The organism is Rhodoferax sp. EU05-FHT12H12, assembly GCF_058791215.1.
In genome coordinates this window covers 649,566-664,431 of the sequence record NZ_JBYTDI010000001.1, presented here as the reverse complement: position 1 = coordinate 664,431, position 14,866 = coordinate 649,566, and the positions used below count along the sequence as shown (strand labels likewise).

Genomic DNA, 14,866 nt, shown 5'->3' with positions numbered 1-14,866 from the left:
CATTCAACAAGGGTAGCAATGGATTTCCGGCGACTCGCACTGCGGCTTGGAGGGGGTGTGGCGGTCACGCTGTGGAGTGCGTGGGTGTGGGCTGCTGCCTTGCCGGTGGACTATCGTTGCGACCTGCAGTCGGTGCAGCAGCCCATGGCCCATCCCGATAACGGCTGGACTGCGGCGCCCGATGGCAAGGTGCCGGTGGACCCGGAAGGTGGCGCCTGCTGGATTCGCATCCGCCACTTGCCTGCTGCCCAGGCACAGCAAACCCGGCCTTGGCTGTCCTTTGCTGACCTCAATGTGCAGCGCGTGGACATTGCCCTGTTCGATGCCCGGGGCAAGCCCTTGGGGCAGGCCCTGCGCTTGGGCCCCAGCAGTGGGGCGGTGGTCACCGGCTTGCGTGCCCTGTTTCCCCCCGATGCCGTGGCCGTGTTTCCGCTCTACGCCCGCTTTGAGCCGGCCCTGGGTGCTCTGGCCTACCCCGGTCTGGCGCGCACCCTCCTGGTGGAGGCCGTGGTGCCCGAAGACAGCCTGCGCAACGAACACGGGACCGACCTTCTCAACCACAGTGGCGCAGTCTTTCTGTTCACCACCGCGCTGGTGGCGCTGTTTTTCAGCATTACCCTGCGAGAGGTCAATTACGCCATTTATGCGCTGTATGCGAGCCTGCAGTCGCTCACCATTTTCACCAAGAGCGGGCTGCCGTTTGTGCTGGATGCGAGCTCTCCGCTCTGGCTCAATGCCTGGATTTTTAATTATCTGGTCGGTGTGCTGTCGGTATTGCTAAGCGTGCGTTTTGGACGCTTTGCCAAACACAGCCCCCGCACCACCAAGGTGGCCTATGGTGTGGCTGTGCTGTTTGCCAGCATGATCCCTTTGCACTACCTGTGGCCCGGTTTGGCCAATGTGCTGATCTATGGGCTGGTGCCGCTGCACTTTCTGGTGCTGCTCTCCGGCAACTGGCGCGGCTGGCGTGGGGGCGAGCGCGGCTGTGGCATCCTGCTGCTGGGGCTCACCCCGATTGCCATCTATTGGCTTGCTTTTTTGCTCTACAACGTGCTTCTGCGCGAGCCCATGCCTTCGGCGGTGGCGTTGGGCTCCACTTTCGATTTCGCGCGCACCCTGTTGCTGCCTATTGCGTTTTGCTACGGCATTGCCGACCGCACGCTGCGCCTGCAGCGTGAGACCTCTCGCATGGCCCGCTTTGATGCGCTCACAGGCCTGCTCAACCGCGAGGGCGCACGCCAGTATGGCCAACTGCGCATCGACGAAGGGGATGTGCCCGCGGCCCTGATGCTCAATGTGGAGCGTTTTCACGCCATCAACGAAACCCTGGGCCCCACGCTGGGGGACCAGATTCTCAAGGAAACCGGGCGCCGACTACAGGCCGTTTGCCGAGTGCACGCCAGCGCCTGTGTGGGGCGCATGCATGCAGACCAGTTTTGTCTGGTGTTTCCCAGCGACATCGGCCTCACGGCCATGCGCGAAGAGGTGGACTACGCGTTCAACAGTCCCGCAGAGATTGAGGGCCAGGCGGTCGACATCACCTTGGCAGTGGGGGTGGCACTGCCCCCCGCTGACCACACCACCATGGCGCAACTACTGCGCAACGCCGAAATCGCACTCGACGCGGGGCGCACCCAGCACCGCAACTGGCTGCTGTACCAGCAGGAAATGGAGACGAGCCAGCGGGCCGATTTGGACTTGCTGTCCGAGCTCAAGCGGGCGGTGGAGCAGAACGAGCTGCGCCTGTACCTGCAGCCCAAGGTACGCCTGAGCGACGGCACGGTGGGCAGTGCCGAGGCACTGGTGCGCTGGGAGCACCCACGCCGCGGCATGATTCCGCCCGGCGACTTTGTGCCCTTTGCCGAGAAGACCGGGCGCATCACGCTGATTACCCGCTGGGTGCTGGAGCGGGCCATGCGCCTGGCCGCCAGCTACCGCGCCCAGGGGCGGCCCTTGCAGATATCGGTCAACCTCTCCACCTTTGATCTGGGCGAAACCGGCTTTGCAGCCCGCACCGCCATCCTGGCGCACGAGGTGGGTGTGGATCCGGGTGATATCCGGCTCGAAATCACCGAGAGCGGTGCCATGCAGGACCCGGCCTCGGCGCTGGAGGTGATGAACGCGCTGCGCACCAGCGGCTTCAGCCTGTCAATTGACGACTTCGGTACCGGCTACTCCTCGCTGGCCTACCTGCAAAAAATGCCGGTGGTCGAACTCAAGATCGACCGCGCCTTTGTGCGCAATGTGCGCCCCGGCAGCGACGGTGCTGCACTGCTGGAGTCCACCATTGCCATGGGGCACCGGCTGGGGCTGACGGTGGTGGCCGAGGGGGCCGAGGATGCGGAGGAGTGGTCGCTACTGCGGGCCATTGGCTGCGACTATGCGCAAGGCTGGTTTGCTGCGGCACCCATGCCCGTGCCCGAGTTTGACCGCTGGTGCGAAACGCAACTGCCTTTTGTGCGGTGAAATCCATAGAAACATTCAGGGAGATCTGCCATGCATTGGCTGTCACACGGTGTGGAGCAACTGATTGCCAGCACCCAGGAAGAGGGCTACGCGCCCGAGGTAGTGGTGGTGGGCTCGGGGTATGGCGGCGCGGTGGCCGCATTGCGTTTTGCCGAACATGGCCACAGCGTAGCCGTGCTGGAGCGGGGGGCTGAGTACCTTGCCGGTGAATTCCCCACTGACTTTGGCCAGTTCGGCGGCTTTGTGCGGGTTGAGGTGGGTGGCAATGCCGAACGCCAACAGGGGCCTGCGGCGATGGGGTACGAGGATGCGCTGTTTGACTTTCGCGTGGGTACGCGCGCCACGGCCCTGGTGGGCAATGGCCTGGGCGGTGGCAGCCTGATCAACGCGGCGGTGGCGCTGCGCCCCGATGCACGCGTGTTCCAGCAAGAGGCGTGGCCCGTGGCGCTGCGCGAGGCTTCGCTGGATGCCGACTACGCGCAGGCCGCACAGGTGCTGGAAGTTCAGTCACCCGCTGCCCAGCGCGCTTCGCCAGCCTGTGTGCCGCAGCACACCGCCAAATACCAGCGCATGCAGGAGATCGGCCAGGCCGCCGCAGACCGGTTTGCCAATACCCGCCTCAAGGTCAGCACCGAAGACGTGCCCCTGGCGATCGAGTTTCGCGCCGATGCCCCGCTGACCCTGGGCCCGCGCGATGCCTGCGTGGGCTGTGGCGACTGTTGTTCGGGTTGCAACCACAACGCCAAGCTCAGCCTGGACAAAACCTACCTGCCGCGCGCGGCCCAAGCCGGTGCGCGCATGTTCACCGGCGTCAGCGTCTTGTATGTGCGGCACCAGCCCGATGTGGCCCACCCCGGACGCGACTGGCTGGTGCACTGCGTGCGCACCACCGAGCGTGGCACCTGGGAGCAGTCCTTCGAGGCACCGGAGGGACCGCTCAACAGCGCCTACGAATTTGTGCTGCGCACTGGCCGCGTGGTGCTCAGTGCGGGCACCTTTGGCTCCAGCGAAATCCTGTTGCGCTCGCGGGAGCATGGCCTGCCCGTGGCCCACAGCTGGCTGGGCCGGGGCATCTCGGCCAATGGGGATGACCTGAGCGCCGCCTATGACATGGCAGACACGGCCAACGCACTGGGAGAGGGCAGTGGCGCCGTGCGCGCTGCCTCCGACAAGGTCGGCCCCACCATCAGTGCGGTGATCCGCTACCACGACACCCAGGACCACACCCGCAGCACGGTCACCGAAGACGGCGGTATCCCCGGCATGCTCGCCCCCGTGGTGGGTGAAGCCCTGGCCACGCTGGGGGTGCTGCCCCAACTGGCGCGTTTTGGTCTGCGCCAAACGGGTAGCCAGGACCCGCTGGTGGCGGACCCCCGGCGCACCGCGCGCAGCCTGGTCATGCTGGGGATGGGGCACGACAGCTCGGCCGGGCAGGCCCGGCTGGCCAAGCCGCAGTCGCGCATCGCCTGGTCCTGGGGCAGTGGTGCGGTGGATCCTGCGCCCGGGTTGCACCGCAGCCGTGCTGCCAGTGTGGAAGGCGTGGGGGCCGAGTTTTTGCCCAACCCGGCCAGCGGCGTGTTGCCCGACAAGATCGCCAGCGTGCTCAGTGGTCCCAAGGCCGAGAGCGGCTGGGTCACGGTGCATCCGCTGGGCGGCTGCCGCATGGGGGCCTCGCCCACACAGGGGGTGGTCAACCACCTGGGCCAGGTCTTCCTGCCCGATGGGGGCGTACACACCGGCCTGCTGGTGGTGGACGGCTCGGTCATCCCCACCTCGCTGGGGGTCAACCCCTTGCTCACCATCACTGCATTGGCCGAGCGGACCTGCCGTTTGCTGCTGCAAAACGAGACCGCCCGCGCGCCGCAAACCCGCGCCTTGCCCCTGCACCCGCCCGTGGCCCCCATGGTGAAAGCCGAGCCCGAGGCACCCCACGGCGCCGTGCTGGCCGAGGTGTTGCGCGGCCCCTTGCAGCCCAAGCCCGATGCCGTGCTGCCACCCTGGTGGCCCGCCGGGCCAGCTGCACCGGCTGCACCGGCTGCACCGGCTGCGGCGCTGTTTTTGCAGATGGATGTGGCCGACTGGACGCGCCTGTGGCAGGACCCCCGCCACACGTTACAAGCCTTGCCGGGCACCCCTACGGCGCGCAGCCTCACGACCTCGCGTTTGGTGATCGATGCCACCCAGGGGCCATCCACCGTGTTGCACGTCACTGGTGGCACGGTGCAGTTGTTCCGCGCCGCCCCCGAGGGTTTGGGGGCCCGAGCCTGCCGCGCGGTGCGCGCCGGGCTCACCTACGGCATCACCCGCTGGTACCCCGACAGCCTGCGTCCCAAGGAAGCGGGAGACAAGAAACAAAGGCTGAGCGATATGGTTTGGGACGGCCTCAAGCTGCTCTGGCATGCCAGTGCTGCCCGAACCTTTGACTACCGCCTCACCTTGAGTGACGGCGAACGCAGCTGGTACCTGCAAGGTGAAAAGCTGATCCAGCCTGCCTTGAGCTGGGCGGAGCTGTGGGGCTGGCTGCGCAAGAAACTTCGGCACGGCGGCTGGCCCGCCCCACAACGCCGCAGTGTGTGGGACGAGCTGACCCAGCTGGACGTGCAGCTCATGCAGGCCAAGGGCGGGCGCGTGCTGGCCACGGGCCGCCTCACCATGGATGTGCCCGAGATGGTGCGCCGCATCGCGCCACAAATGAAACCCGGGCCCGACACGGTGAACGCGCTGGCCGCCTTCATCACCTACCCACTCACCATCCTGCGCTACGTGGTCAGCAGCCGCATGCTGGACTTCCGCCTGCCCGACTACAAAAAAGACCTCCCAGCCACCGACCCTGCCACGCTGCCCGACAACGGCGACTTTGAGCTGACGGCGGACCAGTACCCGCCCATTCGCCTGCCCGATGGCCGTGTGGTGCCGCCACAGGCACCGGTGTGCCTGACGGTGCCTTTGCGTGCCGGGGCCGATGCGTCGGACCCGAAAACCGAAACCATCCGCATCGGCCTGGTGCGCTACGCCCAGCCGCGGGTCGAGTCCAGCGTCACCGCGCAGCGCCTGCGGCGTTTCAAGTCCATCATCTTGCTCAACGGCTTTGCGCAGAACACCTTGCCCTTTGTGGCCGAGGAGTTGGGTGAACGCGCACTGGCCGCCATGCTGTATGCGCAGGGCTGGGATGTGTGGTTGCTTGAGTACCGTGTGAGCCCCTTTCTGCGCGCCTCGGCCCGGCTGTCCAGCATGGACGACATTGGCGCCTGCGACCTGCCGGCTGCGGTCAACCACGCGCTGGCCGTGCTGCAGGCCGAACGCAGCGAGCCCGAATGGCTGCCGGGCCAGCTCAGTGTGTTCAGCCACTGCGTGGGCTCGGCCTCTACCGCCATGGCGCTGCTGGGCGGGCACCTCATGCACGAAGCGGGCAAGCCCAAAGTGGCGGCGGTGCTGTTCTCGCAGTTCCAGCCCTATGTGATTGGCTCCGTCACCGCGCAAATGCGCCTGCAGGTGGCCGCACTCATGGTCAATGCGCTGGGGCTGGAGTATGTGAACTTTGCCGCCGGCACGGCGCAGGCGGATGGCCTGCATGCCCTGATGGATCGGCTGTTTGCCAGCTTCCACTACGACGAGGCCGAGCGCTGCCCGCACGAACACGACCTGCGCGTGCACCAGCCCGACAGCACCTCGTGCAAACGCATGGCTGGCTTCCTGAGCCGCCTGTTCCGCCACGACCAGTTGATTGAGAGCCAGCCCGGCCGCCCCGGCACGCACGAAAAGCTGGACCTGTACTTTGGCCGCACCAACCTGGGCGTGTTTTTGCACGGTGCCAAGTGTGTGGAGTACGAACACCTGGTGGATGCTGACGGGCAGAACATCTACGTGACGGACGAAAACGTGCGCCGTTACCTAGGCATGCCGGTCATGCTGCTGCATGGGGCTGACAACGTGTTGTTCGACCAGGAGTCGCTGCACGAGACGCAACGCCAGTTCAGCCGTGCCTTTGGCGGGCAGCGCCTGGCCACCGGTCTCGACCGCTTTTTGGTGGCACCCGAACATGCGCACTTTGACTGCACCATTGGCAAGCGCGCGCCCGAGGTCATTTTTTCGGAGGTGGTGGACTTTTTCAACCAAGCCCAGGCTGCCGACCTACCCGAACCGGTAACGCAAAACCGCCTGCGTGCGCGCTTGCCGCGCACCGGACCGCTCACGGGGTGGGTACGCCGTGAGGGGGATGAGACAGTGCTGCGCGTGTGGATGGAGGTGGACAACTCCCAGGCCGACACCGCCGTGGCCGCCATGACACTGCTCTCGGTGGGGCGCCAGCGCAGCGTGCACGCCTGGTCCTTGGTCAGCAGTCCGCTCGAAGGCCTGGTGGGCGTGGCACAGGACGCAGCACCCGACCAAAGCATTGTGTATGCCGTGGCCGATCTGCGCGTGCCCGCCGACTGGCTGGGTGCCATCACCGTCGCCATGGTGAGCCTGCACCGCATTGCTGCCGATGCACCCGCCGATGGCGCAGCCCAGGCGCTGCATTGGCCCGATGTGTGGGGCGCACCAGTGACCGTGCAGGATGTGGCGCACAGTGCCGGGCGCAGCCCGGTGCCTGCGGTGCCACCGTCGGCCGAGGCTGCACATGCGGACTACCGGCAAACCCTGGCACAGGGCCAAGGAGCCGCCGGCTGGGAGTTGGCCCCGACAGCCACCGCCGTGCCGCACGCGGTAGGCCATGGTGCGCTGCAGCCCCTGCCGCTGGACCTGACGCTGGACGACGCCGTGGCCCTGCTGCGGCCCCTGGCCGCGCTGGTGCGCGAGCAGCGCGCCGTGGCACTGCGCGCGCAGCCCGGCACGCTGTCACGCGAGCGCCGCAGCCTGCGCTGGATGCGCGACTGCGTGCTGCGCCTGCAAGCGGATGTGTTGGCCCCCCAAAACGGCCTGCGTTTTGTGGCCGCCACCTGCCGCCACCCAGGCATCACCGCGTTGGAGGCTGCCCGCAGCGACCACACTCTGCAGCAGCTGGCCGAGCGCCAGCGGCAGGCGCCAGCTTCGCTGATGTGGATGCTGGGCGACCAGATTTATGCCGATGCACGGGCCGGCCTGGCCTCCAGCAGCTCGCCCATCGAGTCGTTGCTGCCTCGCTACCGCGAAGCCTTTGGTTCGGCGGGCTTTCGCCAACTGGCGCGCAGCCTGCCGTTCTACATGGCCATGGACGACCACGAGATTGCCGACAACTGGAGCCGCGACGAAGAGCGCCTGGGCACGGCGCGCGCCGTGCTCACGCGCAATGCACTGAGCGCATTTGCGGCCTTCCAGCGCGCCCATGGCCCGGCACCGCTGGGGCCGCAGGGGCACGACGGAGCGGTTTCGCACGCGGCAGCGGCATTTCTCTCCCTCAACACCCGGGTGCACCGCAACCGTGCCTTGGGCACCGAGCGGCGCCTGCTGGAGCTCGGCCAGTGGCCGGTGCTGGAAGCCTGGCTGCTGCAAGAGCAGGCGCGCGGCCACCAGGCCAAGTTCATTGCCACGGGCGCGGTGCTGGCACCGGGCCTGGTGCAGGGGCTGGGCCGGCCCTCACCGCGGTCCACCGACAACTGGCAGTTTGCCGAAGGCGACCGCCAGCGTGTGCTGGACTTCATTGCCACGCAGCACATCAGCAACGTGGTCTTCCTCTCGGGCGATTACCACTGCGCGGCCAGTGCCACCATCACCTTCAGCCACAGCCCGGTCAAGGCCTACGCGCTGGTCGCACCGCCGTTGCACGCGCCGCTGCGGTTTGCCAACGTGGCCGCCAGCGATGTGCTGGCGCAGGAGACGGTGCCATTGGCGGGCGGCAATGCGCAGATTGAAGCGCAGGCCTGGAATGGCGACGGCTGGCTCGAGTGCGAGCTGGCGCCGCTGGCCAGCGGCGGCCAGCGCTTGCGCGCCAGTTTCAGCATGCGCCGTTTTGATGTGAGCACCCTCGACCAGGTGGTGACCGAGTGGACCCTGGCCTGAATGGCGGACACCGGCGCGAGGGGCAGGGCGGTTTGATGTGGATCAAACTGCCTGCCAATGTCCGCTGGCGCACGGGCGCTGGCCTTGAAATGGGGCACCATGGCCCCAAGCTGGTTGTCATTCCATAAACCGTCGCGGGAGCAGCAATGCGAATCGAAAAACTCACCACCAAATTCCAGGAAGCCTTGAGCGAAGCCCAGAGCTTGGCCCTGGGCAATGACAACCAGTACATCGAGCCCGTGCACGTGTTGGCGGCCATGATCCGTACCGACGATGCTCCCAAGGCCCTGATGAACCGCGCCGGTGTCAACGTGGCGGGCCTGCTGGCTGGGGCCGAGGCTGCCATCAAACGCCTGCCCCAAGTGCAGGGCCATGAGCAGGTGACGGTGGGCCGTGACATGGTGAGCCTGCTGCAGGCTTCAGAGAAAGAATCCATCAAACGCGGCGACCAGTTCATTGCCGGCGAGCTGTTTTTGCTGGCACTGGCCGACCACAAGGGCGAAGCGGGCAACCTGGCCCGTGCCAACGGACTGACCCGCAAAGCCCTGGAGGCTGCCATTGAGGCGGTGCGCGGCGGCCAGAAGGTGGACAGCGCCGACGCCGAAGAGCAGCGCGAGTCGCTCAAGAAATACTGCATCGACCTGACCGAACGCGCCCGCCTGGGCAAGCTGGACCCGGTGATTGGCCGAGACGACGAAATCCGCCGCGCCATCCAGGTGCTGCAGCGCCGTACCAAAAACAACCCCGTGCTGATTGGCGAGCCCGGCGTGGGCAAGACCGCGATTGTGGAAGGCCTGGCCCAGCGCATCGTGGCCGGTGAGGTGCCGGATAGCCTGAAGGGCAAGCGTGTGCTGAGCCTGGACATGGCGGCGTTGCTGGCCGGTGCCAAGTTCCGTGGCGAGTTTGAAGAACGCCTGAAGAATGTGCTGAAAGACCTGGCCAAGGACGAAGGGCAGACCATCGTGTTCATTGACGAGCTGCACACCATGGTGGGGGCCGGCAAGGGCGAGGGTGCCATGGATGCCGGCAACATGCTCAAACCCGCGCTGGCCCGTGGCGAGCTGCACTGTGTGGGCGCCACCACCTTGGACGAATACCGCAAGTACATCGAGAAAGACGCCGCGCTGGAGCGCCGGTTCCAGAAAATTCTGGTGGGTGAACCTACGGTGGAGGCCACCATTGCCATTTTGCGTGGCCTGAAAGAACGCTACGAAGTGCACCATGGCGTGGATATCACCGACCCCGCCATCGTGGCCGCGGCGGAGCTGTCCAACCGGTACATCACCGACCGCTTTTTGCCCGACAAGGCCATTGACCTGATCGACGAGGCCGCCAGCAAGATCAAGATCGAACTGGACTCCAAGCCCGAGGTGATGGACAAGCTGGATCGCCGCTTGATCCAGCTGCAGATCGAGCGTGAGGCCGTGAAGCGCGAGAAAGACGAGGCCTCGCTCAAGCGCCTGGAGTTGATTGACGAAGAGATCCGGTCCCTGCAAAAGGAGATCGCCGACCTGGACGAAATCTGGAAGGCCGAAAAGGCCACCGCCCAGGGCAGCGCCCAGGTGCGGGAGGAAATTGACAAGTTGCGTACGCAGATTGACGGCCTGACCCGCAAGGGCGACCTGGCCAAAGTGGCTGAACTGCAATACGGCAAGCTGCCTGAGTTGGAGAAGCGGCTGAAGGAGGCGCAGGAGAAAGAAGCCGGCAAATCCAAAAACGGCGAAGGTGCCACGCGTCAGCTCTTGCGCACACAAGTCGGTGCCGACGAAATTGCCGAGGTGGTGAGCCGCGCCACCGGCATTCCCGTCAGCAAGATGTTGCAAGGCGAACGCGACAAGCTGCTGCAAATGGAAGACAAGCTGCACGACCGCGTGGTCGGGCAGGACGAAGCCATTGCCGCCGTGGCCAACGCCATCCGCCGTTCACGCTCGGGCCTCTCCGATCCGAACCGCCCCACCGGCTCCTTCTTGTTCCTGGGCCCCACGGGCGTGGGCAAGACCGAGCTGTGCAAGGCGCTGGCAGGTTTCATGTTCGACAGTGAGGAGCATCTGGTGCGCATCGACATGAGCGAGTTCATGGAGAAGCACTCCGTGGCGCGCCTGATTGGTGCGCCCCCCGGCTATGTGGGCTACGAAGAAGGTGGGTATTTGACCGAGGCCGTGCGCCGCAAGCCCTACAGCGTGCTGCTGCTGGACGAGGTGGAAAAGGCCCACCCCGATGTGTTCAACGTGCTGCTGCAGGTGCTGGATGATGGCCGCTTGACCGATGGCCAGGGCCGCACCGTGGACTTCAAGAACACCGTGATCGTGATGACCAGCAACATCGGCAGCCAGCTCATCCAGAGCATGGTGGGGCAGGACTACGAGGACGTGAAAGAGGCCGTGACCGGCGAGCTGAAGAACCACTTCCGCCCCGAGTTCCTGAACCGCATCGACGAAACCGTGGTCTTCCATTCGCTGGACGCTGCCAACATCGCGTCCATCGCCAAGATCCAGCTCGCCACGCTGATGGGCCGCCTGGCCAAGATGGACCTGACGCTGCAGGTGAGCGACGCTGCGGTGGCCGAACTGGCCAAGGTCGGCTTCGACCCGGTGTTTGGTGCGCGACCCCTCAAGCGCGCCATCCAGCAGCGTATCGAGAACCCGCTGTCCAAGCTGTTGCTGGAAGGCAAGTTCGCGCCCAAGTCCACCATCAAGGTGGGCGTGGACCCCATCCTGGCACCGGGGCAGTTCAGCTTCGCCTGAAGCCAGCCGGAGCCCCCCAATGCAAAACGCACCGGTGACGGTGCGTTTTGTTGTTGGGCGTGGGCTTTCAGGCGTTTTCGTTCATCTTGCGCCGGAAGAAGGCGCCAAACCAAATGGCCATCACCACAATGAAGGCCAGCACCGCCACACTCATCAGGCCGTAGTCGGTGGAAAACAGGTCGGTCATCAGTTTCATGGTTTTCTCCTAAGTGTCAAAGCCATCGTAGGCGTGTGGCAGATGCAAGTTCTGACCTGCATCAAACCGTGCTTCAGGCCGCTACGGGCGCAGGTGCCATGCTGTCCCAGGCCGCACCGGCCTCTGCGGTGTACATCAAGGCGGGGCCGCCGCCCATGTACACACACACCGCCAGCATCTCGTCCAGCTCGGTGCGGGTGCAGCCCAGTTTGTGCAGCGCCTTGATGTGAAAACCGATACACCCCGAGCAATGCTGGGTGATGCCAATGGCCAGCGCGATCAGCTCCTTGTGTTTGGCGCTCACAGTGCCTTCGGCCATGGCCGCTTTGGCCAACTGGCCGAAGCCTTGCAGGGCGTCCGGCTGCGCCTTGCGCAAAGGGCTGAGGTTGTCGTTGATGTTCTTGATCAGGGTGCTGTGGTCAAAGCTGCTCATGCCGGGCTCCGTGGCTGAAAGCTTGACTGTAGGCAGCACGGCGCGGGGTCGCCTTGACCCGGCGCAAACAACGGTGGATCGCGTGTGGAACGGCTGCTCCCACGCTTTTTAAGCGCCAAATTGGCCTCTAGTACCCGTGGATATTGCGCAAGCAGCTATTAAATGTATAGCGTATTTCGGCCGCTCAGTGCTGCCACTGCACCTGCCGCGCCAGCCGCTCAAACGCCATGTCGGCGGCCACGGCCAGCAGGCCGACCAGCACCGCGCCTTGCAACACATAGGCGGTATTGAAGCCACTCAGGCCCACGATGATGGGCGAGCCCAGTGTCTTGGCACCCACGGTGGAGGCGATGGCGGCGGTGCCGATGTTGATGATGACGGAGGTGCGCACGCCGGCCACCCACAGCGGCAAGGCCAGCGGCACTTGCACTTGCCACAGCTGTTGCCAGGGCGAGAGGCCCATGGCGCGGGCAGACTCTTGCACCGGCTGCGGCACCGACTCCACCCCCGCCAGCGTAGCCTGCAGCACCGGCAGCAGCCCAAACAGTGACAGCGCCAGCAGCGCCGGCAGTTCCCCAAAACCGACCACGGGCACCGCCACGGCCAGCACGGCCACGGGCGGAAAAGTCTGGCCCATGGCGGCTATGGTTTCCAGCAGCGGGCGGAAGGCGCGGCCAGCCGGGCGCGTGGCGGCCAGCCCGGCCGCCGTGCCCAGCAGCACCGACACCGCGCTGGACAACAACACCAGACCCAGGTGCTGCCACAGCAGCGCAGCCAGTGGCTCTTGCAGGTAGACCGGGCGCGGCAGGGCGGGGAACAGTGCGGCAAACAGCGGCGCGCTGTGCGGCAGGCCATAGGCCAGCGCCAGCAGCAGGGCCGCTGTCCACAGCAGGTGGTCGGCCCACCAGGCGCGGGCCGGGCGCGGGGCGTTCACCACGTCCTTAGCCACGGTGCTGCGCTTCCAGCAGATCGGCCGCGAGCACCTGGCCCAGTGGCTCGCCCGCAGCATTCACCACCCGCAGCGCCGACACCGCATGCGCCGCCATCTGCGAGAGGGCTTCACGCACGGTGGCGGTGTCGGCAATCTGCACGGTGGGCACGGGCCCGTTGAGTGGCTGCACCAGCGGTGCAACGGGCCGCAGCGAGAGCAGCTTGAGCCCGCGGTCCGCACGGCCCAAAAAATCCGCCACAAAGTCGTTGGCTGGCGTGGCCAGCAGTTCCAGCGGTGTGCCCACCCGTTCGATGCGGCCCTGGCGCAGCAGCACGATGCGCGTGGCCAGCAGCAGGGCTTCGTCGATGTCGTGTGTAACCAGCACAATGGTTTTGCCAGACGCCTGGTGCACGCGTTTGAGCTCCAGCTGCAGCGCCGCGCGTGTCACCGGGTCCAGCGCGCCAAAGGGTTCGTCCATCAGCAGCACATCGGGGTCGGCTGCCAGTGCGCGCGCCACGCCCACACGCTGCTGCTGCCCGCCCGACAGCTGGTGCGGGTAGCGGTCGCGGTACTGCGCGGGCTCCATCGCAAACAGGGTCAGCAGCTCGGTCACACGTGTTTCGATGCGCTCTTTGCTCCAGCCCAGCAGCTGCGGCACGGTGGCAATGTTGCGCGCCACGGTCCAGTGCGGGAACAGGCCCACCGACTGGATGGCATAGCCCATGCGCCGGCGCAGGTCGCGCACGTTGAGGCTGTAGATCTCTTGCCCGTCCAGCAGGATGCGGCCGCCGTCGTGGTCCACCATGCGGTTGATCATCTTGAGCGCGGTGGACTTGCCCGAGCCCGAGGGGCCAATCAGCACCAACAGCTCGCCGCGGGCAATGGTCAGGTCCAGGTCGGTGATGGCGGGCGTGCCGTCATACGACTTGCTGGTGTGGTCGAAGGTGATCATGCGGTGGGTTTTTCCAGCAGCGCGGCCAGCGCCTTGAACAGGGCATCGGCCAGCACGGCCAGCAGCACAATGGGCAGCACGCCCAGCATCACCAGCTCGTTGGCCGCGCTGAACAGGCCGTCAAACATGATGTGCCCCAAGCCCCCGGCACCCACCAGCGCAGTCACCGCGGCCAGGCCCGTGGTCTGCACCACCGCCGTGCGCAGGCCCACCAGCAGCACCGGCAGCGCCAGCGGCAGCTCCACCTGCCACAGCACCTGCCAGGGCGCCATGCCCATGGCACGCGCTGACGTGGTGACTGCCACGGGCACCTGCTCCAGCCCGGCCAGCGTGGAGCGCACGATGGGCAAGAGCGCATACAGCAGCAGTGCCAGCACCGCGGGCGCCAGGCCCACACCGCTGATGCCCATCTGCCCCAGCACCGGTGCCTGCGCGGCGGCCCAGGCCAGCGGCGCCATCAGCAGGCCAAACAGTGCGATGGAGGGAATCGTCTGGATCACATTGAGCACGGGAAACAGCGCCTGGCGCAGCCGTGGCGCGCGCACCATGGCCCAGGCCAGCGGCACACCCATGGCCACCGCGGGCACGATGGACAGCAGCACGATCTGCAGGTGGCGCAGCACGGCGGCGCCAAACACATCGCTGCGGTTGGTGTACTCCTGGGCGATGGACAGGTCTTGCCCCATGCCCAGTACGGCCAGCAAGGGCAGGGCGGCGGCGGTAAGCACCGCCAGCCGCGCCAGCGTGCCCAACCGCAACCGGGCCACGGCGTCCAGCGCCACCAGCCAGGCCAGGCCCGCCAGCGTCCAGAAGCCAGCACCCAGTGCCGTGCGGTGCAAAGAAGATTCGGTGTGCGCCACGTGCTGGGCATGTGCACCGGCCAGCAGCCACAGCCCGGCCAGCGCGGCCGCCATGGCGGCCAGCACCAGCCCGTGCGTGGCGCGGCGCTGGGCCTGCACTGCCGCCATGGCCAGCGCCAGCAGCAGCGCGGCGACCAAGCAAGCCCCGAGGCCCTGCAGCAGGTCCATCACAAACACGGGTTCGCCCGAGAGCAGGCGGTTGGGCGCCACGCGCACAAAAGGCAGGGCCCAGGCGGCAACCAGCGCCAGCGCCACACACAGTGCCAGCACCGGGTTGCCGCGCCGGGAGGGCGTGTCCGCCACGGCGG

Annotated in this window: 8 protein-coding genes; 3 read left to right on the top strand and 5 right to left on the bottom strand. The window is 66.4% G+C overall.

What is annotated here, in order from left to right; translation table 11 throughout:
• Positions 1 to 57: 57 nt before the first annotated feature.
• From AC3WS7_RS03060 to clpB, 3 genes are all read left to right on the top strand, one after another.
• Positions 58 to 2,466, top strand: a complete 2,409-nt coding sequence (locus tag AC3WS7_RS03060) for a putative bifunctional diguanylate cyclase/phosphodiesterase (protein WP_492655333.1) — start codon at positions 58 to 60, stop codon at positions 2,464 to 2,466.
• A 30-nt stretch (positions 2,467 to 2,496) separates the two neighbouring features.
• Positions 2,497 to 8,442 carry an alkaline phosphatase D family protein gene (locus tag AC3WS7_RS03055; protein ID WP_492655332.1) on the top strand — a complete coding sequence of 1,982 codons (5,946 nt, stop codon included), beginning with the start codon at positions 2,497 to 2,499 and terminating at the stop codon, positions 8,440 to 8,442.
• Between the two features lie 146 nt (positions 8,443 to 8,588).
• Entirely contained in the window at positions 8,589 to 11,186 is a 2,598-nt protein-coding gene (gene clpB / locus AC3WS7_RS03050) for an ATP-dependent chaperone ClpB (RefSeq protein ID WP_492655331.1), read from the top strand.
• Positions 11,187 to 11,253: 67 nt separating this feature from the next.
• On the opposite strand, the gene AC3WS7_RS03045 is transcribed toward clpB, so the two are convergent.
• The 5 genes from AC3WS7_RS03045 to AC3WS7_RS03025 form a co-directional block, all read right to left on the bottom strand.
• On the bottom strand, positions 11,254 to 11,382 hold the full coding sequence (locus tag AC3WS7_RS03045) for a DUF3149 domain-containing protein (RefSeq protein WP_296472168.1): 129 nt from the start codon (positions 11,380 to 11,382) through the stop codon (positions 11,254 to 11,256).
• 73 nt (positions 11,383 to 11,455) lie between these two features.
• Positions 11,456 to 11,815: a carboxymuconolactone decarboxylase family protein gene (locus AC3WS7_RS03040; RefSeq protein ID WP_492655330.1), complete on the bottom strand. Its 360-nt coding sequence runs from the start codon at positions 11,813 to 11,815 to the stop codon at positions 11,456 to 11,458.
• A 184-nt stretch (positions 11,816 to 11,999) separates the two neighbouring features.
• Positions 12,000 to 12,764, bottom strand: a complete 765-nt coding sequence (locus tag AC3WS7_RS03035; RefSeq protein ID WP_492655329.1) for an ABC transporter permease — start codon at positions 12,762 to 12,764, stop codon at positions 12,000 to 12,002.
• On the bottom strand, positions 12,757 to 13,698 hold the full coding sequence (locus AC3WS7_RS03030) for an ABC transporter ATP-binding protein (protein ID WP_492655328.1): 942 nt from the start codon (positions 13,696 to 13,698) through the stop codon (positions 12,757 to 12,759). The genes AC3WS7_RS03035 and AC3WS7_RS03030 overlap by 8 nt, the downstream gene beginning before the upstream one ends.
• Positions 13,695 to 14,861, bottom strand: coding sequence for an ABC transporter permease (locus AC3WS7_RS03025; protein ID WP_492655327.1), 1,167 nt, complete (start codon positions 14,859 to 14,861; stop codon positions 13,695 to 13,697). Before AC3WS7_RS03025 ends, AC3WS7_RS03030 begins: the two co-directional genes overlap by 4 nt.
• Between the last annotated feature and the right edge of the window lie 5 nt (positions 14,862 to 14,866).

Bases quoted from the DNA above. Each gene is read 5' to 3' on its own strand.
- AC3WS7_RS03055 (WP_492655332.1), top strand. From the start codon at position 2,497: ATGCATTGGCTGTCACACGGTGTGGAGCAACTGATTGCCAGCACCCAG.
- AC3WS7_RS03030 (WP_492655328.1), bottom strand. From the start codon at position 13,698: ATGATCACCTTCGACCACACCAGCAAGTCGTATGACGGCACGCCCGCC.
- AC3WS7_RS03040 (WP_492655330.1), bottom strand. From the start codon at position 11,815: ATGAGCAGCTTTGACCACAGCACCCTGATCAAGAACATCAACGACAAC.
- AC3WS7_RS03045 (WP_296472168.1), bottom strand. From the start codon at position 11,382: ATGAAACTGATGACCGACCTGTTTTCCACCGACTACGGCCTGATGAGT.
- clpB (WP_492655331.1), top strand. From the start codon at position 8,589: ATGCGAATCGAAAAACTCACCACCAAATTCCAGGAAGCCTTGAGCGAA.